Genomic DNA, 24,200 nt, shown 5'->3' on the forward strand with positions numbered 1-24,200 from the left:
CTCAGTGGGCCACCGCGGCCGCGCCGTGCTCGTCGACGAGCGCGCCGGTGGTGAAGCGTTCGAGCGTGAAGGGGGCGGCCAGCGGGTGGGGGGCGTCGTGGGCGATGGTGTGCGCGAGGGCCCAGCCGACGCCGGGTGTGGCCTTGAAACCTCCGGTGCCCCAGCCGCAGTTGACGTACAGGTGCGACACGGGGGTGAGCCCGGTGATCGGTGAGGCGTCGGGGCTCACGTCGACGATTCCGCCCCAGGTGCGCAGGACGTGCGCGCGGGCGAAGACCGGGAAGAGTTCGAGGGCGGCCGCCATCTGGCGTTCGATGATGTGGAACGCGCCGCGTTGGGTGTAGGCGTTGTACGCGTCGATGCCGGCGCCCATGACCAGTTCGCCCTTGTGGGCCTGGCTGACGTACACGTGCACCGCGTTGGACATCACGACGGTCGGGTGCACGGGTTCCAGCAGTTCGGAGACCAATGCTTGCAGCGGGTGGCTCTGGAGGGGGAGTTCGAAGCCGGCCATCGCGGCGAGTACGGAGGAGTGGCCTGCCGCGCAGAGGGCGACGCGGCCGGCGGCGATCGGACCGAGCGAGGTCTGCACGCCGGTGACCCTGCCGTCCCGTACGTCGATGCCGGTGACCTCGCAGTTCTGGATCAGGTCGATGCCGGCGGCGTCGGCGGCGCGCGCGAGGCCCCAGGCGACGTGGTCGTGCTTGGCGATGCCCGCCCGCGGCTGGTGGGTGGCGCCCATCACCGGGTACCGCACGTCCGGTGAGGTGTCGACGATCGGGCAGACCTCCTTGACCTGCGCGGGGTCGAGCCATTCGGCGTCCACGCCGTTCAGCCGGTTGGCCTCGACGCGGCGCACGCCGTCGCGTACGTCCTGGAGGGTGTGGGCCAGGTTCAGTACGCCGCGCTGGGAGAACAGGAGCGGGTAGTCGAGGTCTTCTTCCAGTCCTTCCCACAGTCTGAGGGCGTGCTCGTAGATCCCGGCGCTCTCGTCCCACAGGTAGTTGGAGCGGATGATGGTGGTGTTGCGGGCCATGTTGCCGCCGCCGAGCCAGCCGCGTTCGAGGACGGCGACGTCGGTGATGCCGTGGTTCTTCGCGAGGTAGTGGGCGGTGGCCAGGCCGTGTCCGCCGCCGCCCACGATGAGCACCTCGTAGCCGCGCTCGGGCTGGGGGGTGCGCCACAGCCGTGCGGGGTGCTCGGGCAGTCCGGCCCCCGGGGTCCGCGGGCTCATCGGGCGGCTCCGGGCAGGCCGCGCAGTCGGCGCATCCCCGGGTCGAACAGCGGCTCGGCGGCGACGACCGCCGCGATGCGCCGGTCGAAGTAGCCGATGCGCAGGGCGCGGCCCGGTGTGGCGAGTTCCGCGGGCAGCCAGGCGTAGGCGATGCACTTGCCGATGGTGTATCCGTACGCGGCGCTGGTGACGTGGCCGACCGGTCGGTCCCCGTCGTACACGGGCTCCTTGCCCATGACGACGTCGGCCGGGTCGTCGATGGTCAGGCAGGTGAGGCGCCGCCGAACGTCCGCCGCGCGCCGCTCCAGTGCGGCCCGGCCGATGAAATCGCCCTTGCCCGGGTTCACGGCGAAGCCGAGGCCGGCCTCGTACGGGTCGTGTTCGTGGCTCATGTCGGTGCCGAAGGCCCGGTAGCCCTTTTCCAGGCGCAGGCTGTTGAAGGCGCCCCGGCCGGCCGCGATGCCGCCGTACGGTTGCGCGGCCTCCCAGAGGGTGTCCCACAGTTTCAGCCCCGTGTCGGCGGTGGTGTACAGCTCCCAGCCGAGCTCGCCGACGTAGCTCAGGCGCAGGGCGGTGACGGGGACGGCGCCGACGTGGGCGCTGCGGGCCCGGAAGTAGCGCAGGCCCTCGTTCGAGAAGTCGGCGTCGGCGAGCGGCTGGAGCACCTCGCGCGCCTTCGGCCCCCACAGGCCGATGCAGCAGGTGCCCGCGGTGATGTCCCGTACGGTCACGGAGCCGTCGTCGGGGAGGTGGCGGGTGAGCCAGTCGAGGTCGAGGTTGCCGTTGGCGCCGATCTGGAAGCGGTGGCGGGCGAGCCGGGCCACCGTGATGTCGCTGCGGATGCCGCCGTTCTCGTCCAGCATCAGCGTGTACGTGACCGAGCCGACGGACTTGTCGACGTCGGAGGTGGTCAGGCGCTGGAGGAAGGCCGCGGCTCCGCGGCCGGACACCTCCAGCCGTTTCAGGGCCGTCATGTCGTACAGGGCGACACCCTCCCGGGTGGCGAGGGCCTCGGCGCCGACGATCGGCGACCAGATCCGGGCGGCCCAGTCGTCGGGTGCCGGGACGTCCCACCGGTCCAGCAGGGGCGCGTTGGCCTCGTACCACTGGGGCCGTTCCCAGCCGGCGGCCTCCAGGAAGAAGGCGTCGAGCTCCCGCTGGCGGACGTGGAACGGGCTGGTGCGCAGCGGACGCGGCGCACCGGCCGGCTGGAGCGGGTGGAGGATGTCGTAGACCTCGACGAAGTTGCGGCAGTCGCGGGCGAGGACGTACGCGGGGGCGAGCTGGTGCTGTTCGAACCGGTTGACGTCGCAGCCGTGCAGGTCGAAGGAGGAGCAGTGGCCGTCCACGAGCCATTCGGCCATGGCTCGGCCGACTCCGGCGGAGTGGGTGACCCAGACGGCCTCGGCGACCCAGAAGCCCTTGACCTCGGATGATTCGCCGAGCAGGGGCATCCCGTCGGTGGTGAAGGAGAACAGCCCGTTGATCCCCTCCTCGATCTTGGTGTCGCGGGTGGCGGGCAGCAGGGACCGGGTCTCGGTCCAGGCGTCGGCGAAGTCTTCGGCCGTGAACGGCAGTACGGACGGCATCCGGGGGGAGGAGTCCGGCGGGGCGATGTCGTCGGCGGAGACCGGCATGGGGCGGTGGCCGTAGGAGCCGATGCCGAGCCGGTCGAAGCACTCGCGGTAGTAGAGGTCGGCGTCCTGGTGGCGCAGGACGGGGTGGACGGCCTCCTCGGTCCGCCCGGCGAGTGCGGGGACGGGGCCGGTCCATGCCAGCTGGTGGGCGAGCGGGGTCAGCGGCAGGCTCGTGCCCGCCATGCGGGCGACCTTGGGGCCCCAGATGCCGGCGCAGCACACGACGATGTCAGCGGGGATCTCGCCGTGGTCCGTGACGACGGCGGTGACGCGGTCGGCTCCGGTGGTGTCATCGGTTTCGGTACGGACGTCCAGGACCTGGTGGCGGTCGAGGACGCGTACGCCGCGGGCACGGGCGTCCCGGAGCTGCGCCTCGACGGCGAGCACCGACTTGGCCAGGCCGTCGGTGGGGACCAGCAGTCCGCCGAGGACGCGGTCGCGGTCGACGAGCGGGTGCAGGGCCGCGCATTCGTCCGGGCCCACGAGCCGGCCCTCGACGCCCCAGGAAGTGAGCCAGCCGTGGCGGCGGTGCAGGTCGGTGAGGCGTTCGGGGGTGGTGGCGAGTTCGAGTCCGCCGATCGGGAGGAAGCAGGGCTGCCCGTCGACGTCGAGGGTGGCGAGCTTCTCGACGGTGTAGCGGGCCAGTTCGGTCATGGTCTTCGAGGGGTTCGCCTGGAACACGAGGCCCGGGGCGTGGGAGGAGGAGCCGCCGGTGACGGGGAGGGGGCCCTGGTCGACCACGGTGATCCCGGTCCAGCCGCGCAGGGACAGTTCGTCCGCCAGCGCCGCGCCCACGACGCCCGCTCCGATGATGACCACGCGCGGTCCCGCCATCTCCGCCCCTCCGATTCGAAAGAAGTCGAGTTGCAGTTTCCGTACAGTCGCCGGGCAGTTGTCGAACAGTTGCCGTCAGCGCAACATGATGCAGGTTGCGCAACTCACAGTGCCGCCCGCCCAGGGTGGTGTCAAGAGCGGCGATCGGCCCCGCAACTCCCCTGTGCGCAGGGCGGGAACAGCCGTGCCCGGAGGGCTGCCGGAGCAGCCTTCCGGGCACGGTGCGGCGCGCGGGAACGGGGGCCGGATCAGCCCTTCTTCCCGAGCCAGGCGTCGACCTTCGCACGGTTGGCCCCCACCCATTTCGCGGCGGCGTCCTCCGGCGACATCTTGTCCTGCGCGATGTACTTCGCCACGAGGTTCTGGTCCTCGTTCGACCAGTTGAAGTTCTTCACGAGCCGGTAGGCCGGACCGTCGGCATCCGCGAACTTCTTGCTGACGATCTTGTCCAGGGCGTACACGGGGTAGTCGCAGGCGACCTTCTCCGGGTCGTCGTCGCAGCCCGCCTTGTACTCCGGCAGCTCCACCTTGACGAGCTTCAACTCGGAGAAGAGCCACTGTGGTTCGTAGAAGTAGCCGATGACGGGCGTCTTCTTGGCCTCGGCCTGGCGGAAGGCCTGGATCAGCGCGGCCTCGCTGCCCGAGTACACCACCTTGAAGTCGAGGTTCAGGTTCTTCACCAGCGCCCCGTCATTGGTGACGAACGACGGGTCCCCGTCGAGCAGTTGGCCCTTGTCGCCGGACTCAGAGGTCTTGAGTTGGTCCGCGTACTTGTTGAGGTTCTGCCACTTGGTGATGTCCGGGTACTTCTGCGCCAGCCACGGCGGGACGTACCAGCCGATGACCCCCTTGTTGCCGGTCTCCCCGGCTGCGACGGCCGTCTTTTGCTGTTCGACGTACTTCTTCTTCAGGTCCGCGTGGCCCCAGTTCTCGACGATCGCGTCGACCTCGCCCGTGCCGAACCCCTGCCAGGCGACCTCTTCCTTGAGGTCCTTCTTGGTCACCTCGCAGCCGAGGTCCTTCTTCGCGACGTACGCGATGACCGCCGCATTGGCCTCGTACCCGACCCACGGGTTGACGGCGAGGTTGAAGGAGCCGCACTTCCCCGCGCCGGCGCCACCGCCCGAGGACCCGGCGCCCGCCTCCCCCACCTTCGCGCCGCTGCACCCGCCGAGGGCGAGGGCCAGCGCCGACAGACCGGCCAGCGCGGCCAACCCGGCCGGGCGCCACCGCTGCGGGTGCGGCTGCCGCTGCGGGTGCGGTCCTGTATTGCCGATTCCTGCCATGTGTCCTGCCCCTTCTTCCGCCTCAGCGCCCGCCGGGGGCGTTCGCCGCCCGGTGCGCCGCCGCCTGGGTGATCCGGTCGAACATGACCCCGAGCAGCACGATGGCCAGGCCCGCGGCCAGCCCCTTGCCGTACAACTGGCCCTGAGAGAAACCCGCCACGACGTCGTAGCCGAGGGCGCCCGCCCCGACCAGCCCCCCGACCACGACCATGGACAGGACGTAGACCAGCCCCTGGTTCGTGGCGAGCGCGAGGGCACCGCGGGCCATCGGGAGCTGAACCTTCGTGATGATCTGCCAGGTGCCCGATCCGGCCGAAACCGCCGCCTCCACCGTGTCCTGCGGCACGCCCCGCACCCCGTCGGCGATGATCTTCACGGTCACCGGGGCCGCGTAGACGATCGCCGCCACGATCGCCGTGAACCGGCTCGCCCCGAACAGCGCCAGGAACGGCACCAGGTAGACGAACGCCGGCATCGTCTGCCCCGCGTCGAGAACGGGGCGGACGAGCCGGTCGGCCAGGGCGCTGCGCCCCATCCACACGCCCACCACGACACCGAGCGCCAGGACGATGACCGTGGCGACCAGGCTGGAGGCCAGCGTCGTCATGCTGTCCCGCCACAGGCCGGTGCCGACGATCAGCGCCACGCACGCCGCCGCGGTGGCCGCCACCCGCGGGCCGCCCGTCAGTGCGCCCAGGGCCACCACGACCGCGCCGACCAGCCACCAGGGGGAGTCGGTCAGCAGCGCCTCGAAGGGGTTGAGCAGCAGGGTCGTGACCAGGTCGCGCACCGCGCCCGTCACACCGGCGAAGCCGCCCTGCGCCCACGCGGTGGCGGAGTCCGCCGTACGCGCGATCGCCGCGCCGACACCGGAGTCGGCGGGGAACTGCGCCGCCCATACGTAGGTGTGGGAGAGCCAGACGCACCCGCCGGTGAGCACGGCGCCGGCGAGGACCAGGGGGCGGCGCCGGCGATCCCGGCGGCCCCCGCGCCGCCGCGCGTCCTCCTCGCTCGCCGCGGTGGTCACCCGGTCGAGCAGGACGGCCAGGACGACGATGGCGAGCCCGGCGTTGAACGCCGTGCCCACGTCGAGCGTCTCCAGTGCCTTGACCACGGTCTTGCCCAGCCCGGGGGCGTCGATGAGCGCGGCGATGGTGACCATGGAGAGCGCGGCCATGATGGTCTGGTTCACGCCCAGCACGACGGTCCGCTTCGACAGCGGCAGCAGTACGGTGGCGAGCGTCTGGCCGCGCGTCGCGCCGAGGGACTGCGCCGCCTCGACCGTGGCGGCCGGTACGGAGCGGATCGCGTGGGCGGTGATGCGCACGGCGGGCGGCGTCGCGAAGATCAGCGTGGCGATCGTGGCGGAGGCGGGGCCGATGAGGAAGAACAGCGTCAGCGGGGCCAGGTAGACGAAGGTCGGCATCGTCTGCATGAAGTCCAGCACCGGGGTCGCCAGCCGGTACACCCGGTCGGACAGCCCGGCCCAGACGCCGAGCGGAATGCCGATGAGCAGGGAGACGAGGACGGCCGCCAGGGTCAGGGCCAGCGTGTCCATGCTCTCGCGCCACAGTCCCTGGAGGCCGAAGAGGACGAACCCGGCGACGGCCAGCGCCGCCACCCGTACGTTCCCGAACACCCACGACGCGTATCCGACGAGGGCGACGACGCCCAGCCAGCCGACCAGGGGGACCGGGCGGCCGTAGGACGGCTGGGCGAAGAGCCCCTGGAGGAAGGTGACGAGGGTGTCGATGACCAGCCGGATCTCGTTGAAGACGTAGAGGAAGACCGGGTTGCTGTTGCGGCCGGCGCCGACGGCGTCGTTGATCTCGTTGAACCGCCGGTGGAGCGGCGTCAGTTCGGCCGTGCCGAGGGGAAGCGTGTGGACGCCGCGCAGCGCCGCCCACAGGACGAGCCACCCGACGAGGACCGCGGCCGCGACCACCGCGCGCCCGCCGCGCACCGGAGCCCTCCGCGCGGTCACCGCTGCCGGGACGGCCATCACGCACCGCCCTCCGGGCCGGCGACGACCGCGAGGACCTCCGCGTCGCCGACGACGCCCAGCAGCCGCCCGTTCTCCACGACCTTCACGGGCCGGTCCGCCGCGAGGACGGCCCGCGTCGCCTCGCGGACAACGATGTCGGGACCGAACTCCGGGCCGTCGAGCGCGTCGTCCGGGCGGGCCGGACGCATGATCCAGCGCAGGGTGAGCACCTGCGAGCGCGGCACGTCCGCGACGAAGTCCCGGACGTAGTCGTCGGCTGGCGCCCCGACCAGCTCGTCGCCCGTACCGCACTGGACCGTGCGGCCGTCGCGCATGATGAGGATGCGGTCGCCCAGCTTCAGCGCCTCGGACAGGTCGTGGGTGACGAACACCATCGTCTTGCCGACCTCCCGGTGCAGCCGCACGACCTCGTTCTGCATGTCCCGGCGGATCAGCGGGTCGAGTGCGGAGAACGGCTCGTCGAACAGGAGCACGTCCGGGTCCCCGGCGAGGGCGCGGGCGAGCCCGACGCGCTGCTGCATGCCACCGGAGAGCTGGTCGGGGTGGGAGTGCTCGTACCCGGCGAGGCCGACGAGCTCGATCACCTCCATGGCCCGCCGGGTCCGCTCGGCCCGGCCGGCGCCGCGGATCTCCAGGCCGTAGGCGACGTTGTCCAGGACCCGGCGGTGCGGCAGCAACCCGAAGTGCTGGAAGACCATCGCGAACTTGTGCCGCCGCAGCTCGCGCAGCCTCTTGCGGTCGGCGCCGCGGATGTCCTCGCCCTCGAAGAGGAGTTCGCCCGCCGTCGGCTCGATCAACCGGGTCAGACACCGCACGAGCGTCGACTTCCCGGAACCGGACAGGCCCATGACCACGAAGACCTCGCCGGGCGACACGTCGAAGCCCACGTCCCGCACGGCCGCGGTGCAGCCGGTGCGCTCCATCAGCTCGCGGCGGGAGAGGGCGCACAGCTCGGGCGAGTCCGGCACCCGCGCGGGCTTCGGCCCGAAGACCTTCCACAGGCCGCGGACGGAGATCACCGGGGTCCCGTCCCCGGGCGCGCCCCGCTGCGACGGCGGTTCTGTCTTCGTTGCGGTCACTGTCGGCCTCTCTTCGGATGGCAGCGGCTCAGCCGCGGAACCAGTGCTGCGCCCTGGGCTGGATGTTCTGCCAGATGTGCTTCGGTTCGCGGTACTCGTCCAGGCCCGTCGGGCCCAGCTCGCGGCCGACGCCCGAGTGCCCGAAGCCGCCCCACTCCGCCTGGGGGACGTAGGGGTGGTAGTCGTTGATCCAGACCGTGCCGTGCCGCAGCCGCCGGGCGACGCGCTGCGCCTTGCCCGCGTCCTGGGTCCACACCGCCCCGGCGAGCCCGTACTCCGTGTCGTTGGCGGTCCGTACGGCGTCGTCCTCGCCCGAGAACCGCTCCACGGTGAGCACGGGGCCGAAGGACTCCTCCCGTACGACGCGCATGTGAGGGCGGCAGTCGTCGAGCACGGTCGGCGGGTAGTAGAAGCCGCCGGCGAGCGCGGGGTCCTCGGGGCGCCGGCCGCCGCAGCGCAGTACGGCGCCCTGCGCGAGACCGGCGGCGACGTACTCCTCGACCTTGGCCCGGTGTCCGGCGGAGATCAGCGGCCCGGTCTCGGCGGCCGGGTCGAAGGGGCCGCCCAGTCGGATGGCACGGGCGCGGCGCACGAGCTCGTCGACGAAGGCGTCGTGCAGCGGGTCCTCGACGATCAGGCGGGCGCCGGCCGAGCAGACCTGTCCGGAGTGCAGGAAGACGGCGGTCAGGGCGAGGTCCACGGCCGCCTCGAAGTCGGCGTCGGCGAAGACCACGTTGGGGTTCTTGCCGCCCAGTTCGAGGGCGACCCTCTTCACTCCGGCCGCGGCGGCGGCCATGACCCGCCGGCCCGTCTCCAGGCCTCCGGTGAACGAGACCATGTCCACGCCCGGGTGTTCGGCGAGCGGCGCGCCGGCCTCGGGCCCCGCTCCCAGGACCAGGTTGGCCGCTCCGGCGGGCAGTCCGGCCTCCTCCAGCGCGCGCATCAGCAGGACCGAGGTGGACGGGGTGAGCTCGCTGGGCTTGAGGACGAGGGTGTTGCCGGCGACGAGGGCGGGCGCGACCTTCCAGGCGGCCTGGAGCAGGGGGTAGTTCCACGGGGTGATGAGGCCGCACACCCCGACCGGTTCGTACACGACCCGGCTCACGGCGTCCTCGCGGCCGGTGTCGACGACCCTGCCGGCGCTGGTGCCCGCGATCCCGCCGAAGTGGCGCAGGCACGCCACCACGTCGGCGATGTCGTACTCGCTCTCCACCAGGCGCTTGCCGGTGTCGAGGGATTCGGCGTGGGCGAACTCCTTCGCCCCGCGCTCGATCACCGCGGCGGTGCGCAGCAGGAGCGCGCCGCGCTCCCGTTCCGGTGTGCGCGGCCACGGCCCTTCGTCGAAGGCGTTGCGCGCAGCGGCGATCGCGGCTTCGGTGTCGGCGCGCGTGCCTTCGGACACGGTACGCACGAGGGTGCCGTCGGCCGGGCAGTGAATGTCCCGACGGCCGCCCGCCACCGCTTCGCGCCACTTCCCGCCGACGTACAGATCTGCCACGCGCGGAGCCCTCCATACGGGTAACACCGGTATGTGCGTTGCGTATTGTGCATCGTAGTGCTCGGAATGGAACGACACGATCGCCCACGGGGTGCGGTACGTCAAGGGGACGCACGGCCCGGCGGCCGGGTACGGAGGCTGCGCGGCGCCCCGTTCAGCCTTCGAGGCGCTCCAGCAGCGCGCGCCGCCAGCGTTCGGTCTCGGCTATCTGGTTGAAGGTGAACAGGTGCAGCCCGGCCACCGCGGACCCGGGCGCCGCCAGCGCGGGGGCGCTGCGGCGCAGCAGCCGCTGTGGGGAGTAGCCGCCGGGCGCCGCGAAGCGCAGGAACCACGAGGGGTGCCGGGTGAGGAACTTGGCCGACTCCCCCACCCCGATCTTCGTGGCCATGGACAGCAGCTTCGCGCGTTCGACGGGTCCGGCGACGCCGACGTGCACGGGCAGCACGATGCCGCGGCGGCGCACCTGCGCGAGCCAGCGGCGCAGGGTCGCCGGGTCGAAGCACAGGTTGCTGACGATGTACGACGCGTGCGGCTGCTTGTCCCACATCGCCCGGACGGTGACGTCGTCGTCGATGAGGGGATGGCTCTCCGGGTAGCCGGTGATGCCGACGTGCGCGAACGGGCTGCCGAGCTCGCCGAGGCGGCGTAGTACGGGCAGCGCCGCGTCGTACGTCCCGGCCGGCGGGTCGGCGTCGCCGGCCGGAACGAAGACGTCCTCGATTCCGGCGGCGACCAGCCGGTCCACGATCTCCGCGAGGTGCCCGGCGCCGGCGATCTGCCGGGCCGGGACGTGCGGGACGACCCGGTAGCCGTGCCCGGCCAGGCGGGTGGCGAGGTCCAGGGTCGGACCGAGGCCCTTGGCCGGGGAGGCAGTGACCGTGACGGGCACGTCCGCCGGGACGTGGGCCAGGACCTTGTCCTCGGTGGCCTTCGCCGGCAGGACCTCGTAGCGGACCCTGCGCAGGAGCTCCGCGAGGCCGCCCCCGGTGACCGGGGCCGGCACGGGGCGTTCGGGGTACGGCGTGGGCCGGGCGGCGGACATGCCGCTCCTCCTCAGGTGTGGCCGGGGTGCTGCCCCTGCTCTGCCTCGCTGCGGAGGCGGTGGTGCCGGTAGAACTCGACCTTGGACGGCGGCAGCGGCTCGTTGCCCAGGATGAGGTCGGCGGCCTTCTCGGCCACCATCATGACGGGTGCGTAGATGTTGCCGTTCGTCACGTAGGGCATCACGGACGCGTCCACGACGCGCAGCCCCTCCAGGCCGTGCACGCGCAGGCTCGCCGGATCGGTGACGGACCCGTCACCGGTGCCCATCCGGCAGGTGCAGGAGGGGTGCAGGGCGGTCTCGCCCTCCCTGGCCACCCAGTCGAGGATCTGCTCGTCGGTCTCGACGTCCGGCCCGGGCGAGATCTCACCGTCGTTGTACGGGGCCAGCCCGGGCTGCCCCAGGATGGTGCGCGCGGTGCGGACCGCCTCGACCCACTCGCGGCGGTCCTGCTCGGTGGAGAGGTAGTTGAACCGCAGGGCCGGGTGGACCCGCGGGTCCTTGCTCCTGATCTTCACCGAGCCCCTGGCGTCGGAGTACATGGGGCCGACGTGCACCTGGTAGCCGTGGCCCCCTGCGGGCGCGGAGCCGTCGTAGCGGACGGCGATCGGCAGGAAGTGGAACATCAGGTTGGGGTAGGCGACGTCCTCGTTGCTCCGCGCGAAGCCTCCGGCCTCGAAGTGGTTGGTCGCGCCGGGTCCCGTACGGAAGAGCCACTGGAGGCCGATCCAGGGGCGGTGGCGCCACTTCAGGTAGGGCTGCATCGAGACCGGCTGCTTGCAGGCGTACTGGACGTACACCTCCAGGTGGTCCTGGAGGTTCTCCCCCACTCCGGGCAGGTCGTGGACGACGTCGATGTCCAGGGCGCGCAGCTCGTCGGCGTTGCCGATGCCGGACAACTGGAGCAGCTGCGGGGAGTTGATCGCGCCGCCGGACAGGATCACCTCACCGGCCCGCACCTGCCGGGGCGCCCCGCGGCCGCGGCGGTACTCGACGCCGACGGCGCGCCCGCCCTCGAAGAGGATCCGGGTCACGAAGGCCCTGGTGCGCACGTGCAGGTTGGGCCGCCTCATGGCCGGGTGGAGGTAGGCCCGGGCCGCGGACAGGCGCCGCCCGCGGTGGAGGGTGCGGTCGAAGGCCGCGAAGCCCTCCTGGCGGTAGCCGTTGACGTCGTCGGTGAGCGGATGCCCGGCCTGCCGGACCGCCTCCAGGAAGGCGGGGAAGAGGGGGTTGGCGGCCGGTCCGCGCTCCAGGACGAGGGGGCCGAAGTGGCCGCGGAACTCGTCTTCCGGGTCCGCGGCCAGGCAGTTCTCCATCCGGTTGAAGTACGGGAGGCAGTGCGCGTAGTCCCAGTTCTCCATGCCCGGGTCGGCGCCCCAGCGTTCGTAGTCGAGGGGGTTGCCGCGTTGGAAGATCATGCCGTTGATGCTGCTCGACCCGCCGAGCACCTTGCCGCGGGCGTGGTGGATGCGCCGCCCGTTCATGTGCGGTTCGGGTTCCGACTCGTACTTCCAGTCGTAGAAGCGGCTGCCGATGGGGAAGGTCAGGGCGGCGGGCATGTGGATGAAGACGTCCCACGGGTAGTCGGGGCGGCCTGCTTCGAGGACCAGGACGCGGTTGCCGGAGTCCGCGGAGAGCCGGTTCGCCAGGGCGCTGCCGGCCGAGCCGCCGCCGACGATGACGAAGTCGTACTGCTGGGGCACCATCGGAGTGTCGTCCCTCCCCGTCGTCTGCGGCCGAGGGCTGCCCCCAGCCGTCAAGATGCGGCGCATGCTAGTACGGGTGCCGTCATGCGCACCAGGTTGCATTCAGCGCAACCTTTCGTCCTCGACCCGCTCCGACCTGCCGTTGGTGACGACGAGTATGGTTTCGCCATGAGCAACCACGAGGCAGCCACCGAAACAACGGGCGCCCCGGCGGGCGGGGTGCAGTCCGTCGACCGCGCCGTCAGCGTGCTGGAGATCCTCGCCCGGCGCGGCGAGGCGGGCGTCAGCGAGGTGGCGGCTGAGATCGACGTCCACAAGTCGACGGCGTTCCGGCTCCTCGGGGCGCTGGAGGCGCGCGGACTCGTCGAACAGGCCACGGAGCGCGGCAAGTACCGGCTCGGCTTCGGGATCGTACGGCTGGCGGGCGCCGTCACGGGAAGGATCGACATCACCCAGGTGGGCCGCCCCGTGTGCGAGCGGCTGGCCGAGGAACTCGGCGAGACGGTCAACATCGCCATCCTGGAGGAGCAGTACGCGATCAACCTCTGCCAGGTGCGCGGCCCGGCCGCGGTCACGGCGCACAACTGGGTCGGCCAGCTGACTCCGCTGCACGCCACCTCCAGCGGCAAGGTCCTCCTCGCCCACCTCCCGGCGAAGCGGCGCGTGCAGCTGCTGGCGGAAGCCGGCCTGAAGAAGTACACGCCGAGCACCCTGACGGCGAGGACGAAGCTGGAGAAGAACCTCGTAGAAGCGCTGGACCGCGGGTACGCAATGACCCTGGAGGAGTACGAGCTCGGGCTGCACGCCATGGCCGCCCCGATCCGAGACCGGGACGGCGTGGTCATCGCCGCGATCAGCGCCTCGGGGCCGAGCTACCGCTTCACCGAGGAGCGGATGCGCGAGCTCTCCCCCCTGCTGATCAAGGGAGCCCAGGAGATCAGCCACCGCATGGGTCACCTGGGCTGAGCCGGTCCCGGACCCAGGCGTGGAACGCCCCGATGTGGTGCTCGCTGGGCACGAGCACACCGCCCCCGGCGTACATGCGGGAACTCATCGCGGGCTGGCAGCGCTCGCAGGCCTCGAAGTCCTGCCGGTTGACCCGGTCGAAGAGCTCGACGGAGCGGCTGACGTCCTTTCCGCTCTCCACCACGTCCTTGAGGTACAGCCAGTCGCATTCGACGACGGTGCGGTCGGCCGCGACCGGGTACATCCGGTGGAAGACCACGTGGTCCGGCACGAGGTTGACGAAGACCTGCGGGCGCACGGTGATCGCGTAGTACTTGCGGTCCTGGTCCGGCGACACGGAGGGGATGCGGTCGAGGCCCTCCGAGCCGTCCACGGTGAAGCCCCGGATGCCCTCGCCGAAGGCGGCGCCGTGTCCGACGTAGTACTGGGCCGCGTAACCGCCGGCGAACTCCGGTAGCACTTCCGTGAGTTCGGGGTGGATCGTGGCGCAGTGGTAGCACTCCATGAAGTTCTCGATGATGAGCTTCCAGTTCGCCTTGACGTCGTAGACGATCCGCCGTCCGACCTCCAGGTCCGCGACGGCCCACCGCTCGATGGACTCCGCGTCGCCGAGCCGTTCGACGGCGGCGCCCATGACCTGCTCCTCGAAGGAGGGCGGGCTGTCCGCGAGGCAGACCCACACGTACCCGAGCCACTCGCGCACGGGCACGGGCGCCAGACCGAACTCGGTCCGGCCGACGTCCGGCATCTTCGCCAGGTTGGGCGCGGCGATCAGCCTGCCGTCGAGGTCGTACGTCCAGGCGTGGTACGGGCATTGGAAGGCCCGCCTGACCTCGCCGGTCTCCTGCGTGCACAGCTTCGCGCCCCGGTGGCGACACACGTTGAAGAAGGCGCGGACCGCGTGGTCGCGCGAACGCGTCACCAGGATGCTCTCGCGACCGACGTCCACGGTGCGGTAGGCGCCCGGCCCGGCCAGTTCCGACGAACGCCCCACGCAGAACCACATCGTCTCGAAGATGCGCTCCTGCTCCAGCCGGAAGACGGCCGGATCGGTGTAGTACGCGCCGGGAAGGGTGGCGATCAGGCTCTCCGGCAGGCTGCTCGATGTCACGTGCACTCCTCGCGGAACGTCGTGGTTCGGGATGTCGTCAGCCGGTGGTGCGGGACCCGGCGCCGGCCAGCCGGCGCCGCCACCGGGTGAACGGGCGCGGCCGGTCCAGCCCGAGCACCGCGACCGGCCGGCCCGCGCTGCGGTAGACCGCGAGGAAGCTGCGGTCGGCCGCCGCGCCCTCCTCGACCGTGACGCTGTCGGCGTGCGCGCAATGCCCGGCGAACTGAATGCGGGTTCCGTACTGGTCCGACCAGAAGTACGGGGGCCGCGGCGCCTGCGGAACGCCCCGGCCGCCGCAGAGCAGGGCGGCGACCGCCGCCGCCGGGCGTTCCCGCGCGCCCGTCCAGTGCTCGACCCGGCGGTGGGCCCCGATCGCGGGCTCGTACCAGGCCGCACAGTCCCCGACGGCGACGACGCCGGGGACGTTCGTACGGCCGGCCGCGTCGCACCGTACGCCGTCGGCCAGGTCCAGTCCGGACCCCGCCAGCCAGTCGGTGCACGGACGGGCGCCCACCCCGACGACCACGGTGTCGGCGGCGAGGCGCCGGCCGTCACCGAGCAGGACGGCCTCCACCCTGCCCCTACCGGCGAGGGCGCGGACGCCCGTCCCGCACAGCAGGCGGACGCCGTGGTCGGCGTGCAGCCGGGAGACGAGGGAGCCCATCTCCCTGCCGAGCGGGCCGGCCAGCGGTGTGGGCGCCGCCTCCACGACGGTGACGTCGAGGCCGAGCCGCCGGGCGGTGGAGGCGACCTCGGCCCCGATGAACCCGGCGCCGACGACCACCAGTCGCCCGCCGCGGGCCAGGTCCGCCCGGAGCGCGCGGGCGTCGTCCAGGCTGCGCAGGACGTGCACGCCGTCGAGTCCCCCGCTCCCGGGCAGGGTCCGGGGGGCGGCGCCGGTGGCGATCACGATGCCGTGGGCCCGGACCGACCGGCCGTCGGCGAGCCGTACGTGGTGCTCGGCCCGCGACCCGGTGTCGAGCCCGACGGCCCGCGCACCGAGTTCCCAGACGGCCGCGAGGTCCTCGCCCTCGGCTTCGAGGGCGAGCGCGTCCTCGTCGATCTCCCCGGCGAGGAACTCCTTCGACAACGGGGGCCTGTCGTAAGGGCGGTGGGGTTCGTCGCCGATGAGGACGAGGCGCCCGTCGTACCCCTGCTCGCGCAGTGAGCGGGCGGCCGACAGGCCGGCCAGCGAGGCGCCGACGACGGCCACGGTCTTCACGCGCGGCCTTCGACCCGGTGGACGGCGGCACCAGGCGGCTGGCGCGGCAGGCCGGTCGGCGCGTCCTGCGGCAGTACGTACACCGTCCCCTCTTCGACGAGGACCTGGTGGGTACGGACGGGGCGCTTCGCCGGCGGGGAGTCGACAGCGCCGGTGCGCAGGTCGAACTTCGAGGCGTGCAGCGGGCATTCGACCTCGCAGCCCTCCAGCCAGCCGTCGGAGAGCGAGGCGTCCTGGTGAGTGCACGTGTCGTCGATGGCGTACACCTCGCCGTCCTCGGTGTGGAACACCGCGATCGGGGGGTCGGAATCGAGTCGACAGGCCTCGCCCCGCGGGAGGTCCGCGAGTCGGCACACGGGAATCTTCATGACACCTCGGTGCGTATAGCGAAACGGATTGCGGTGAACGCAACGTCAGTTTGAGGGCGCCCCCATACCTTGTCAAGGAAGGGTTCACGACATCGGGAGGGTTCGTCACCGACCGTGGAAGGACGCAGGCTTGGACCATGGAACACGTCGCCGCACTGACCGCGCAGCTCCTCGAAACGGACCGTACGGTGGGAGCGCGCCGGGCCGCACCGGCCGCACTGCGCGCCGTCGCCTCCGTCGCCTCCGTCGCCTCCGTCGACTCCGACATCGCCGGCCGACCGCACCGCAGAGGCACGGGCGCGGGCGCGGCCGAACGGTCGGCGCTGATGGAGCTCTTCCAGGTCGCCGCCTGGATCCTCTTCGATGCGGAGCGGCACGGCACTTCGCGACGACTGGCCCGCCGGGCACTGGCCCTGGCCAGCACCCTGCCCCGGGAGAGCGGCTCCGTCGAACTGCTCGTCCTCTCCGTGCTGTGCCTACAGGAGGAACACCTCGGGCGCCCCGCCGAGTCACTGCGCATCTCGTCGTCCGTTCTGGCCGGCGAGCACCCGTCGGCACGGGTCGCCGCCATCTTCCACGTCCGCGAAGCGCGCGCCCGGGCCCGGCTCCGGCAGCGCCGCCGGGCGCTGCGGTCCCTGGCCGCGGCCCGGGAACTCCTGGCGGACGGGCCTTCGGAGCGCGATCCGTCCTGGACCTGGTGGTTCGACCGGTCGGAACTGGACGGGCACCACGGGCTCGCCCTGGCCGCCCTCGGGGACCTGGACGGGGCGGCGTCCCTCCTGTACGAGGCGACGGCGGCGCGCGGGGCGCCCGCCTACCGGTCGCTCTTCCCCGCCGAGCTGGCGTCCGTACTCGCCCGGGCCGGCGCCTGGCGCGAAACGGACACCCTGCTGTCGTCCCTCGTCGGATCGGTCCCGGACATCGGCTCCGTCCGCGCCCTCAACGCCCTCGCCCGCACGGCCCGCACCATCGAGGGCGGCCCCCGCGTACCGCGCGCCCTGCGGGACGCCAGCGGACACCTCGGCGAGACGCTGCGGAAGGAGGGCGCACGGTAGCACCGGGGCCCCGGCTTCCGGGCGGTCCGGCGGGCGTGAGAGGGTCGGCCCGGCCCGATACGGGCCGCGCGCGAGGAGGGCAGTGTGACCGGCAGCACATCCACCGGACTGGTACTGGTGGCGGACGACGACGCCGCCATCCGCCGCTCGCTGGAGCGCGGGCTGCGGCTGAGCGGCTTCACCGTGCTCCTCGCCGAGGACGGCCCCGGCGCGCTGGCCGTGCTCGCCGACCGGAGTCCGGACGTCCTCGTCCTGGACGTCTCGATGCCCGGGCTGACCGGCACCGACGTCTGCCGCAGCCTGCGCGTCCAGGGCGACGAGACCCCCGTGCTGATGCTGTCGGCCCTCGACGAGGTCGCGGACCGGATCGCCGGGCTGCAGGCCGGGGCCGACGACTACCTGGTCAAACCCTTCGCCCTGGAGGAGCTCGTCCTACGGCTGCACGCCCTGCTGCGCCGCCGGCCCGAGCGGGCCCCGTCGGACGTGCTGTGCGCCGGGCCGCTCGTGATCGACGAGGCGAGCCGGCAGGTTCGCCAGGAGGGCGCCGAAGTCCATCTCACCCGGCGCGAGTTCGAGCTGCTGGTGCAGCTCGTGCGCAACGCCGGGATCGTCCTCACCAGGGACCAGCTGCTCGACCGGGTGTGGGGGTACGACTTCGAGGTCCGCAGCGACGCCGTCGACACCTTCGTCAGCTACCTGCGCCGGAAGCTGGAGGAGGGCGGGCGCCCGCGCCTGATCCACACCGTGCGCGGCGTCGGATTCGTCCTGCGCGTCCCCGAGGCCCGGAGCGGGTCGTGAAGCTCTCCACCCGCATCGCGCTCTCGGTGACCGTGGTGGTGCCCCTGCTGGTGCTCGCGGCGGGCCTGCTGGTGCTCGGCCTGGTCAGCCGCGATCTGCACCAGCAGCAGGACACCCGGCTCCAGGACCGGGCCTCGGCCGTCCTCCCGGACGTCAAGACGATGCTGACGGCCGACCGGAACGGCAAGCCGAAGGTGGAGCAGAACCAGCACCGCAAGGTCCTCGGCGACGTCCTCGACGCGGGCATCCGGGTCCGGACGGCGGACGGCTCCGTCGTCCTGGAGGGCGGCCCGCAGCCTTCCGAGCCGGAGCGGTTGCCCGAGCAGACCCCGGACGGGCCGGTCACCGTGCGGACCAAGGGCCGCGCCTGGCGGGTGCTGACCGTCCCCGTGGCCGGGCCGGCGCCGGGCACGCTGTGGCTGTTCACCCCGGCCTCGGCCGCGGACCCGCAGGTCGTCGCCGTACGCCGCCGGGTCCTGCTGGTGGCCCTGCTCGCGGCGCCGGTCTCCGGGCTGCTCGCGTACGGGCTGGCCGGCCGCGCCACCGCCTCCGTACGGAAGCTGAGCCGACGGGCCGCCGAGCTCGACCCGGGGGCCGGCGCGGCCGCCTTCGCCGCCGCACCGTCGAACATCACCGAGGTGGACGAACTGTCCTCGGCCATCGCCCAGTTGCTGACCCGGTACGAGGAGCAGGCCGCCCGGACGGCGCAAGCACTGGACACCGCCCGCTCGTTCTCCTCGGCCGCCTCCCACGAGCTGCGCACGCCGCTGATGAGCATGCGCACCGACCTGGACGTCCTCGCCGCCCACCCCGACCTACCGCCCGCCGAACGGGCCGAGATCGTACGGGACCTACAGAGCGACCACGCCCGCCTGCTGGACCTGCTCACGGCCCTGCGGATGCTCGCCCGGGGCGATCTGGTGGAGGTGTCCGCCTTCGCCCCGCTCGACCTGTCCGAGCTGGTGGACACGGTGACCGGCGAGACCGCACGCCGCCATCCCTCGGCACGGCTGGACGTGGAACTCCCGGCGGAACTATGGGTGTTCGGCTGGGACGCGGGGCTGGCGATCCTGCTCGCCAACCTGCTAGGCAATGCGGTGGTGCACGGACACCTGCCGGACGAGCCGTCCGGGATCGCGGTACGGCTGCGCGCGGAGGGCGGGTACGCGGTGCTCACCGTGGACGACGCGGGGCCCGGCATCCCGCCCGGCGAGCGGGAAGCCGTCTTCCGGCGGTTCCACCACCGCCCGGGCAGCCCCGGCTCCGGGCTCGGGCTGACGCTCGTCGCCCAGCAGGCCGCGCTGCACCGGGGCACGGTCGCCATCGGGACACCGCCCGGCGGCGCGGGCACCCGCTTCGAGGTGCGCCTGCCCCTGTCGGCGGCGGACTCCCCGACGCTGCGACTGCCGAAGCGGCGGGACTGGATCTCCCGCGGCGACTGAGGCTCCTGCGGACCCACCCGGACTCACAAAGATTCCACAAAGAGGCCCCCTACCGTCCTGTCCGTCGGCCGCCAGTGAGCCGGCTCGCTCGTACCGAAGGGGATACAGCCATGCTCCCGATCCGTAGGACCGCCGCCGCGATCGGCGCCGTCGCGCTGGCCGGCGCCCTGTTCGCCGCCGCTCCCGCGCAGGCCGACACCGCCACTCCCGCCCCCGCCGCTCCGAAGACGGCCAAGTCCGCGCCGAAGGGCGACGGCGCCAAGGCGATCTGCAAGCGCCTGCCGAAGACCGAGACGCGGATCAGCACCGCGATCACCCGGCTGAACGGCGACGTCACCGTCCTCGGCTCCGTCGCGCGGCTGGAGCAGCGGGTCGCGAACGCCCAGACCGCCGGGCACACCGAGGTCCACACGTACCTGAACGACCGCCTGACCTTCCGCAAGAGCCTGCTGCCCACCCTCCAGAAGCGGCAGGACGACCTGAAGGCCGTCAGCACCTGGTGCTCGGCGCAGGGGTCCAAGTGACCGTCGCCCGCCGCGCCGCCGCCGGGCTCGTCGTCCTGGCCGCGGGGGCTGCGCTGTTGATCACCGGCTGCTCGCCGGGCGCGAGCGCCAAGCCGTCGGGCACTCAGTCCGTGAGCGGCGCCGACGACGCGACGGTCAAGGACATGCAGAAGAAGCTGGACGACGCCGAGAGCGCGGCCGCCGAGGCGGACTCGGACGCCACGCAGAACAACTGACCCGCGCCGCACGCACACGCCGGCCCGCCCCCGATCCACGGGGGCGGGCCGGACGCGTTTCAGCCGGTGGGCCCGGGCCGGTCCAGTGCGTGCAGGCCGTGGAGCAGCAGGCCCAGCCCGAACTCGAACTGGGCCGTGAAGTCGGTGCCGGTGAACACGGGCAGGGCCGCGGCGAGGTGCGGGTAGGACGCCGCCGCCACCGCCTCGCGGAGCCGGTCGGGGTCCGCGGGCCCCTGGTCGCCTGGCTGGAGGGCGGCCTGCTCCTCCAGTGTGTGGCCGACGGTGAAGTGGACGACCGTCAGTACGGCGCGCGCCGCCTCCTCGGGCCGGAAGCCGGCCTCGCACAGGACGCCGGTGAGGGTCTCGGCGAAGCCGAGCGTGTTCGCGCCGGTGGAATGGGTTCCCGCGTAGACGCGTGCCCCGTCGCGATGGGCGAGGAGCGCCGTCCGCATGCGGCGGGCGAGGGTGGTCAGGCGTCCGCTCCAGTCGGGCTCGGGCAGCGGGGCGGAGCAGCCGGCCAGCATCCGTTCGGCCATGGCGGTCAGCAGGTCCTGTTTGGTGGCGAAGTGGCGGTAGAGCGCCCCGGCTTGGACGCCGACCGCGTCGGCCAGCCGCCGCATGGTGAGCGCGTCCAGTCCGGCTTCGTCGAGCAGGTCCAGGGCCGCCGCGACGGTGCGGGCCTGGTCGAGCCGTGCTGGCCTGCCCCGGGCCGGGCGGGGGGCGCCGCCGGTGGGCGGCGGGGTTGACGGTGAGCTCATGCGCCCCACTATAGTGAACATCGTTCACGTGAACATTGTTCACTAAATAGGGAGGGGTGGCCGATGGACACCGATGTGATCGTCGTGGGCGCCGGACCGACCGGACTGATGCTCGCCTGCGAGCTCGCCCTGGCCGGCGTACGGACCAGGGTGGTGGAACGGCGTGAGGTCCCGCAGAGCGATTCCCGGGCGCTGAGCCTGCACCCGCGCAGTGTCGAGCTGATGGACCAGCGGGGGCTCGCCGACCGGTTCCTCGCGCTGGGCCGGACCGTGCCCGGCTGGCACTTCGCCGGCCTCGGCACACAGTTGGACTTCAGCGCACTGGACAGCCGCCACGGGTACACCCTGTTCCTGGCCCAGGCCCGCACGGAGGCGCTGCTGGAGGAGCGGGCCCGCGAGCTCGGCGTGGAGGTCCGGCGCGGACGCGAGACCACCGCAGTGCGCCAGGACCCGGAGGGCGTCGAGGTCGACGTCCGCGCCACCGGTGCGGGCGCCGGCGCCGACGCGGCGGCCGAGACCGTACGCGCCCGGTACGCGGTCGGCTGCGACGGTGCGCGCAGCATCGTGCGGCGGGAGGCCGGCATCGACTTCCCGGGAACCGTGGAGACGCTGACCGGGATGCTCGGCGACTTCGCGGCGGCCGACCCGGAGAGCCTCGGGCGGGCCCGGGCCCAGGGCGTCCTGGCCGTCCCGCTGGAGGGCGGCGTGACCCGGTTCGTCCTCATCGATCCGCAGCGGATGCGGACGCCGAGCACCGAAGCGGTCACCGCCGAGGAGTTCCGCGACGCGCTGGTACGGGCCTGCGGGATCGACTGCGGGATCGACCGGCCGCGCTGGCTGTCCCGGTTCGGCAATGCCACCCGACTCGCCGCGCGCTACCGGGCCGGCCGCCTGCTGTTGGCGGGCGACGCGGCGCACGTCCACTTCCCCGCGGCCGGCCAGGGGCTCAACACCGGGCTCCAGGACGCGGTGAACCTGGGCTGGAAGCTGGCCGCCGAGATCCACGGCTGGGCGCCGCCCGGGCTCCTGGACACCTACCACGGCGAGCGGCACCCGGTGGGCCGGGCGGTCACCGAGAACACCGAGGTCCAGGCACTGCTGGCCGAGTTGGCGCTCGTTCCCGCGTACCAGCGGCCCGCCGCGGCCCTGCGGGAGCTGCTCGACGGCCTGCTCGGCATCGACGAGGTCAACCGGCGCATCGCCGGACAGGTTTCCGCGCTCGGCGTCGGATACCCGTCCGCCGACCCCGGCGCCGATCCGCTGGTGGGCACCCGGATGCCCGACATCCCGCTGGGCGTCGCCGGGTCCACCGCTTCCCGGGTGTACGAACTGCTCCACGAGGGCCGCTTCGTCCTGCTGGACCTCGCGGGGGCGCAGCAGGAGCAGCAGGAGTGCGACGCGGACGGCCGGGCCGGCCGGGTCCTCGCGGTCAGCGCCGTGGGCCGGTCCGGCCGGTCCGGCCCCGACGGCGGCGGAGGCAGCCTCGACGGCGTGAGCGAAGTCCTCGTACGGCCCGACGGCCACATCGCCTGGGCCACCCGGAGCTGCGACCCCGCGACCCGTCGTACCGGGCGGTCCCGCGCGCTGGCCGCGTGGGCCGGTACCCCGTGAGGGGGCGCGTCAGACGCGTCCGGTCCGCTTCTCCCGCAGGAAGCGGTGCAGCCGGGCCCACGGCCAGGCGTTGACGACGTCGTCCTTCGTCAGCCAGCCGCGCTGCGCCGTGCCCACCCCGTAGCGCAGGTAGGGCAGGTGCGTGGTCGCGTGCGCGTCCGAGTTCACCGCGAACTTCACCCCGTGGCGTTTGGCCCGCAGGACGTCCTCGTCGCACAGGTCGAGCCGCTCCGGATGCGCGTTGATCTCCAGCGCGGTGCCCGTTCGCGCGCAGGCCTCGAAGACGGCGTCGAAGTCGGCGTCCACGCCGGGGCGCCGGCCGATCCGCCGCGTGGTGGGGTGGCCGATGACGGCGACGTTCGGGTTCTCGCAGGCCCGGATGAAGCGCCGGGTCATGTCCTGCCGGCTCTGGCCGAAGTGGGAGTGGACCGAAGCCACGCACAGGTCGAAGTCCGCGAGGAACGCGTCGGGCCAGTCCAGGCCGCCGTCCGGGCCGATGTTGAGTTCCGTGCCGTGCAGCAGCCGCATGCCGTGCACCGTGCGGTCCAGGGCCCGTACCCGCTCGCGCTGTGCCAGGACCTTCTCCTGCGTCATGCGCTGCATGGCGAGGTCCGGCGCGTGGTCGGTGACGGCGTAGTACGCGTGACCGCGGGCGGCAGCGGCGGCCACCATCTCCTCCAGGGAGGCGAGGCCGTCGGTGAGGTCGGTGTGGGTGTGCAGGTCGCCCCGGATGTCGCCCTCCGCCACGAGACCGGGCAGCTCGCCCCGCAGGGCGGCCGCGACCTCGCCGCGGTCCTCCCGCAACGGCGGTGCGATCCAGGGCAGTCCGAGCCGGGCGTAGACCTCCTCCTCGGTCTCCGAGGCGAGGTTCTCGCCGCTCTCGACGTCGAAGAGCCCGTACTCGGAGAGCTTGAGCCCCTGGCGCACGGCCAGCGCGCGGAGGCGGACGTTGTGCGCCTTGGAGCCGGTGAAGTACTGGAGTCCCGCTCCCCAGGAGGCGGGCGGCAGGACGCGCAGATCGATCTGGAGGCCGGCGCCGGTGCGGATGGAGGTCTTCTTCGCCCCGTGCACGATGACCTCGGCCGCGTGCGGGAGCTCGGCGAGGGCCGTCATGAACGGGGCGGACCGGTCGGCCGCCACCAGGACGTCGATGTCGCCGATGGTCTCCCGCATCCGGCGCAGCGACCCCGCGTACGCGCACCGCACGCACCCCGGGATCCGCTCCATCTCGGCGACGATCTGCTCGGCGACGTCCGTCGCGGCGCCGAGCAGGATGCGCCCGTCGGCGTTCCGGAGTACGGAGATCCCGTGGAGGATGTTCTGCTCGGTCTGCTCGCCGAACCCCTTCAGGTCGCGCAGCCGCTCCTGACGGACGGCCTCCTGCAACTGTTCGACGGACGAGATGCCCAGCTGCTCGTACAGCACGAGCGCCTTGCGGGGCCCGAGCCCGGGTATGGCCGTCAGCTCCCGCACCCCGGCGGGGACGGCGGCCCGGCTCGCCTCGATGTCCGGGACGCGGCCGGTGCCCAGGTATTCCACGATCTTGTCGGCGATGGACCTGCCCACGTGCGGGATCTCCCGCAGGGCCTTGGCGTCGAGCCCGGCGACATCGGCCGGGTGGCCGCCGACGGCGCGGGCGGCCTTCTCGTAGGCGCGCGCCTTGAAGGCGTCGCCGCCGCTGATCGCGATCAGGTCGGCGTACTCCTGCAGCAGCGCCTCGACCCGTTCGTTGGCCCTGGCCATGCCTCCAGGGTACGGGCCGCACGCACCGCGCGAAGAAGTAGAGGATTGTTCACTTTCCATTGACAG

Annotated in this window: 20 protein-coding genes; 7 read left to right on the forward strand and 13 right to left on the reverse strand. The window is 72.7% G+C overall.

Going from position 1 to position 24,200, the window contains the following annotated elements; translation table 11 throughout:
* Position 1 precedes the first annotated feature (1 nt).
* The 8 genes from OHA65_RS04345 to betA all read right to left on the reverse strand — a co-directional run bounded on the left by OHA65_RS04345 (position 2) and on the right by betA (position 12,321).
* Positions 2 to 1,234, reverse strand: coding sequence for a sarcosine oxidase subunit beta family protein (locus OHA65_RS04345; protein ID WP_327281742.1), 1,233 nt, complete (start codon positions 1,232 to 1,234; stop codon positions 2 to 4).
* Complete coding sequence (locus tag OHA65_RS04350; protein WP_405761242.1) at positions 1,231 to 3,705, reverse strand: FAD-dependent oxidoreductase; 2,475 nt, start codon at positions 3,703 to 3,705, stop codon at positions 1,231 to 1,233. Before OHA65_RS04350 ends, OHA65_RS04345 begins: the two co-directional genes overlap by 4 nt.
* A gap of 248 nt (positions 3,706 to 3,953) precedes the next feature.
* Positions 3,954 to 4,991: an ABC transporter substrate-binding protein gene (locus OHA65_RS04355; protein WP_327281744.1), complete on the reverse strand. Its 1,038-nt coding sequence runs from the start codon at positions 4,989 to 4,991 to the stop codon at positions 3,954 to 3,956.
* A 22-nt stretch (positions 4,992 to 5,013) separates the two neighbouring features.
* A complete protein-coding gene (locus OHA65_RS04360; RefSeq protein WP_405761245.1) occupies positions 5,014 to 6,993 on the reverse strand; it encodes an ABC transporter permease in 1,980 nt (659 codons plus the stop codon).
* Entirely contained in the window at positions 6,993 to 8,075 is a 1,083-nt protein-coding gene (locus tag OHA65_RS04365; protein ID WP_327281746.1) for a glycine betaine/L-proline ABC transporter ATP-binding protein, read from the reverse strand. The genes OHA65_RS04360 and OHA65_RS04365 overlap by 1 nt, the downstream gene beginning before the upstream one ends.
* Positions 8,076 to 8,103: 28 nt before the next feature.
* Complete coding sequence (locus tag OHA65_RS04370; RefSeq protein ID WP_329312662.1) at positions 8,104 to 9,573, reverse strand: aldehyde dehydrogenase family protein; 1,470 nt, start codon at positions 9,571 to 9,573, stop codon at positions 8,104 to 8,106.
* Between the two features lie 154 nt (positions 9,574 to 9,727).
* Positions 9,728 to 10,615: a methylenetetrahydrofolate reductase gene (locus tag OHA65_RS04375; RefSeq protein ID WP_327281748.1), complete on the reverse strand. Its 888-nt coding sequence runs from the start codon at positions 10,613 to 10,615 to the stop codon at positions 9,728 to 9,730.
* 11 nt (positions 10,616 to 10,626) lie between these two features.
* Positions 10,627 to 12,321 (reverse strand): choline dehydrogenase, encoded by a 1,695-nt coding sequence (gene betA, locus OHA65_RS04380; RefSeq protein WP_327281749.1) that lies wholly within the window; start codon positions 12,319 to 12,321, stop codon positions 10,627 to 10,629.
* A gap of 168 nt (positions 12,322 to 12,489) precedes the next feature.
* Here betA and OHA65_RS04385 point away from each other — a divergent pair, with 168 nt between their 5' ends.
* On the forward strand, positions 12,490 to 13,287 hold the full coding sequence (locus OHA65_RS04385; RefSeq protein ID WP_329312664.1) for an IclR family transcriptional regulator: 798 nt from the start codon (positions 12,490 to 12,492) through the stop codon (positions 13,285 to 13,287).
* Here OHA65_RS04385 and OHA65_RS04390 read toward each other — a convergent pair.
* The 3 genes from OHA65_RS04390 to OHA65_RS04400 are packed head-to-tail and all read right to left on the reverse strand — an operon-like array spanning position 13,259 to position 15,988.
* A complete protein-coding gene (locus tag OHA65_RS04390; RefSeq protein WP_329312665.1) occupies positions 13,259 to 14,398 on the reverse strand; it encodes an aromatic ring-hydroxylating dioxygenase subunit alpha in 1,140 nt (379 codons plus the stop codon). The genes OHA65_RS04385 and OHA65_RS04390 overlap by 29 nt on opposite strands.
* Before the next feature lie 37 nt (positions 14,399 to 14,435).
* Complete coding sequence (locus tag OHA65_RS04395) at positions 14,436 to 15,620, reverse strand: FAD-dependent oxidoreductase (RefSeq protein ID WP_329312667.1); 1,185 nt, start codon at positions 15,618 to 15,620, stop codon at positions 14,436 to 14,438.
* The gene (locus OHA65_RS04400) at positions 15,617 to 15,988 is read right to left on the reverse strand and encodes a bifunctional 3-phenylpropionate/cinnamic acid dioxygenase ferredoxin subunit (protein ID WP_327281753.1); all 372 of its coding nucleotides are present in this window, start codon (positions 15,986 to 15,988) and stop codon (positions 15,617 to 15,619) included. Before OHA65_RS04400 ends, OHA65_RS04395 begins: the two co-directional genes overlap by 4 nt.
* A 137-nt stretch (positions 15,989 to 16,125) precedes the next feature.
* Between OHA65_RS04400 and OHA65_RS04405 the strand changes: the two genes are divergently transcribed.
* The 5 genes from OHA65_RS04405 (at position 16,126) to OHA65_RS04425 (ending at position 20,022) form a co-directional block, all read left to right on the forward strand.
* Positions 16,126 to 17,043, forward strand: coding sequence for a DNA-binding protein (locus tag OHA65_RS04405; protein WP_329312669.1), 918 nt, complete (start codon positions 16,126 to 16,128; stop codon positions 17,041 to 17,043).
* An 84-nt stretch (positions 17,044 to 17,127) separates the two neighbouring features.
* A complete protein-coding gene (locus OHA65_RS04410; RefSeq protein ID WP_327281755.1) occupies positions 17,128 to 17,841 on the forward strand; it encodes a response regulator transcription factor in 714 nt (237 codons plus the stop codon).
* A complete protein-coding gene (locus OHA65_RS04415) occupies positions 17,838 to 19,283 on the forward strand; it encodes a sensor histidine kinase (protein ID WP_405761250.1) in 1,446 nt (481 codons plus the stop codon). The genes OHA65_RS04410 and OHA65_RS04415 overlap by 4 nt, the downstream gene beginning before the upstream one ends.
* Positions 19,284 to 19,393: 110 nt before the next feature.
* Positions 19,394 to 19,807: a hypothetical protein gene (locus OHA65_RS04420; protein WP_405761253.1), complete on the forward strand. Its 414-nt coding sequence runs from the start codon at positions 19,394 to 19,396 to the stop codon at positions 19,805 to 19,807.
* Positions 19,804 to 20,022: a hypothetical protein gene (locus tag OHA65_RS04425; RefSeq protein ID WP_327281758.1), complete on the forward strand. Its 219-nt coding sequence runs from the start codon at positions 19,804 to 19,806 to the stop codon at positions 20,020 to 20,022. The genes OHA65_RS04420 and OHA65_RS04425 overlap by 4 nt, the downstream gene beginning before the upstream one ends.
* Before the next feature lie 59 nt (positions 20,023 to 20,081).
* Here the strand turns inward: OHA65_RS04425 and OHA65_RS04430 are convergent, their stop codons facing one another.
* Positions 20,082 to 20,780, reverse strand: coding sequence for a TetR/AcrR family transcriptional regulator C-terminal domain-containing protein (locus OHA65_RS04430; protein WP_405761256.1), 699 nt, complete (start codon positions 20,778 to 20,780; stop codon positions 20,082 to 20,084).
* Between the two features lie 63 nt (positions 20,781 to 20,843).
* Between OHA65_RS04430 and OHA65_RS04435 the strand changes: the two genes are divergently transcribed.
* The gene (locus OHA65_RS04435) at positions 20,844 to 22,391 is read left to right on the forward strand and encodes a monooxygenase (RefSeq protein ID WP_328761634.1); all 1,548 of its coding nucleotides are present in this window, start codon (positions 20,844 to 20,846) and stop codon (positions 22,389 to 22,391) included.
* Between the two features lie 9 nt (positions 22,392 to 22,400).
* On the opposite strand, the gene polX is transcribed toward OHA65_RS04435, so the two are convergent.
* Positions 22,401 to 24,134, reverse strand: coding sequence for a DNA polymerase/3'-5' exonuclease PolX (polX, locus tag OHA65_RS04440; RefSeq protein WP_329312672.1), 1,734 nt, complete (start codon positions 24,132 to 24,134; stop codon positions 22,401 to 22,403).
* Between the last annotated feature and the right edge of the window lie 66 nt (positions 24,135 to 24,200).

Source organism: Streptomyces sp. NBC_00045 (assembly GCF_045041095.1).
Classification (GTDB): domain Bacteria; phylum Actinomycetota; class Actinomycetes; order Streptomycetales; family Streptomycetaceae; genus Streptomyces.

What these genes read in the sequence shown, in the direction of transcription:
- OHA65_RS04345 (WP_327281742.1), bottom strand. Translation starts at nt 1,234, where the DNA reads ATGAGCCCGCGGACCCCGGGGGCCGGACTGCCCGAGCACCCCGCACGG.
- OHA65_RS04350 (WP_405761242.1), bottom strand. Translation starts at nt 3,705, where the DNA reads ATGGCGGGACCGCGCGTGGTCATCATCGGAGCGGGCGTCGTGGGCGCG.
- OHA65_RS04355 (WP_327281744.1), bottom strand. Translation starts at nt 4,991, where the DNA reads ATGGCAGGAATCGGCAATACAGGACCGCACCCGCAGCGGCAGCCGCAC.
- OHA65_RS04360 (WP_405761245.1), bottom strand. Translation starts at nt 6,993, where the DNA reads ATGGCCGTCCCGGCAGCGGTGACCGCGCGGAGGGCTCCGGTGCGCGGC.
- OHA65_RS04375 (WP_327281748.1), bottom strand. Translation starts at nt 10,615, where the DNA reads ATGTCCGCCGCCCGGCCCACGCCGTACCCCGAACGCCCCGTGCCGGCC.
- betA (WP_327281749.1), bottom strand. Translation starts at nt 12,321, where the DNA reads ATGGTGCCCCAGCAGTACGACTTCGTCATCGTCGGCGGCGGCTCGGCC.
- OHA65_RS04385 (WP_329312664.1), top strand. Translation starts at nt 12,490, where the DNA reads ATGAGCAACCACGAGGCAGCCACCGAAACAACGGGCGCCCCGGCGGGC.
- OHA65_RS04400 (WP_327281753.1), bottom strand. Translation starts at nt 15,988, where the DNA reads ATGAAGATTCCCGTGTGCCGACTCGCGGACCTCCCGCGGGGCGAGGCC.
- OHA65_RS04405 (WP_329312669.1), top strand. Translation starts at nt 16,126, where the DNA reads ATGGAACACGTCGCCGCACTGACCGCGCAGCTCCTCGAAACGGACCGT.
- OHA65_RS04420 (WP_405761253.1), top strand. Translation starts at nt 19,394, where the DNA reads ATGCTCCCGATCCGTAGGACCGCCGCCGCGATCGGCGCCGTCGCGCTG.
- OHA65_RS04430 (WP_405761256.1), bottom strand. Translation starts at nt 20,780, where the DNA reads ATGAGCTCACCGTCAACCCCGCCGCCCACCGGCGGCGCCCCCCGCCCG.
- OHA65_RS04435 (WP_328761634.1), top strand. Translation starts at nt 20,844, where the DNA reads ATGGACACCGATGTGATCGTCGTGGGCGCCGGACCGACCGGACTGATG.
- polX (WP_329312672.1), bottom strand. Translation starts at nt 24,134, where the DNA reads ATGGCCAGGGCCAACGAACGGGTCGAGGCGCTGCTGCAGGAGTACGCC.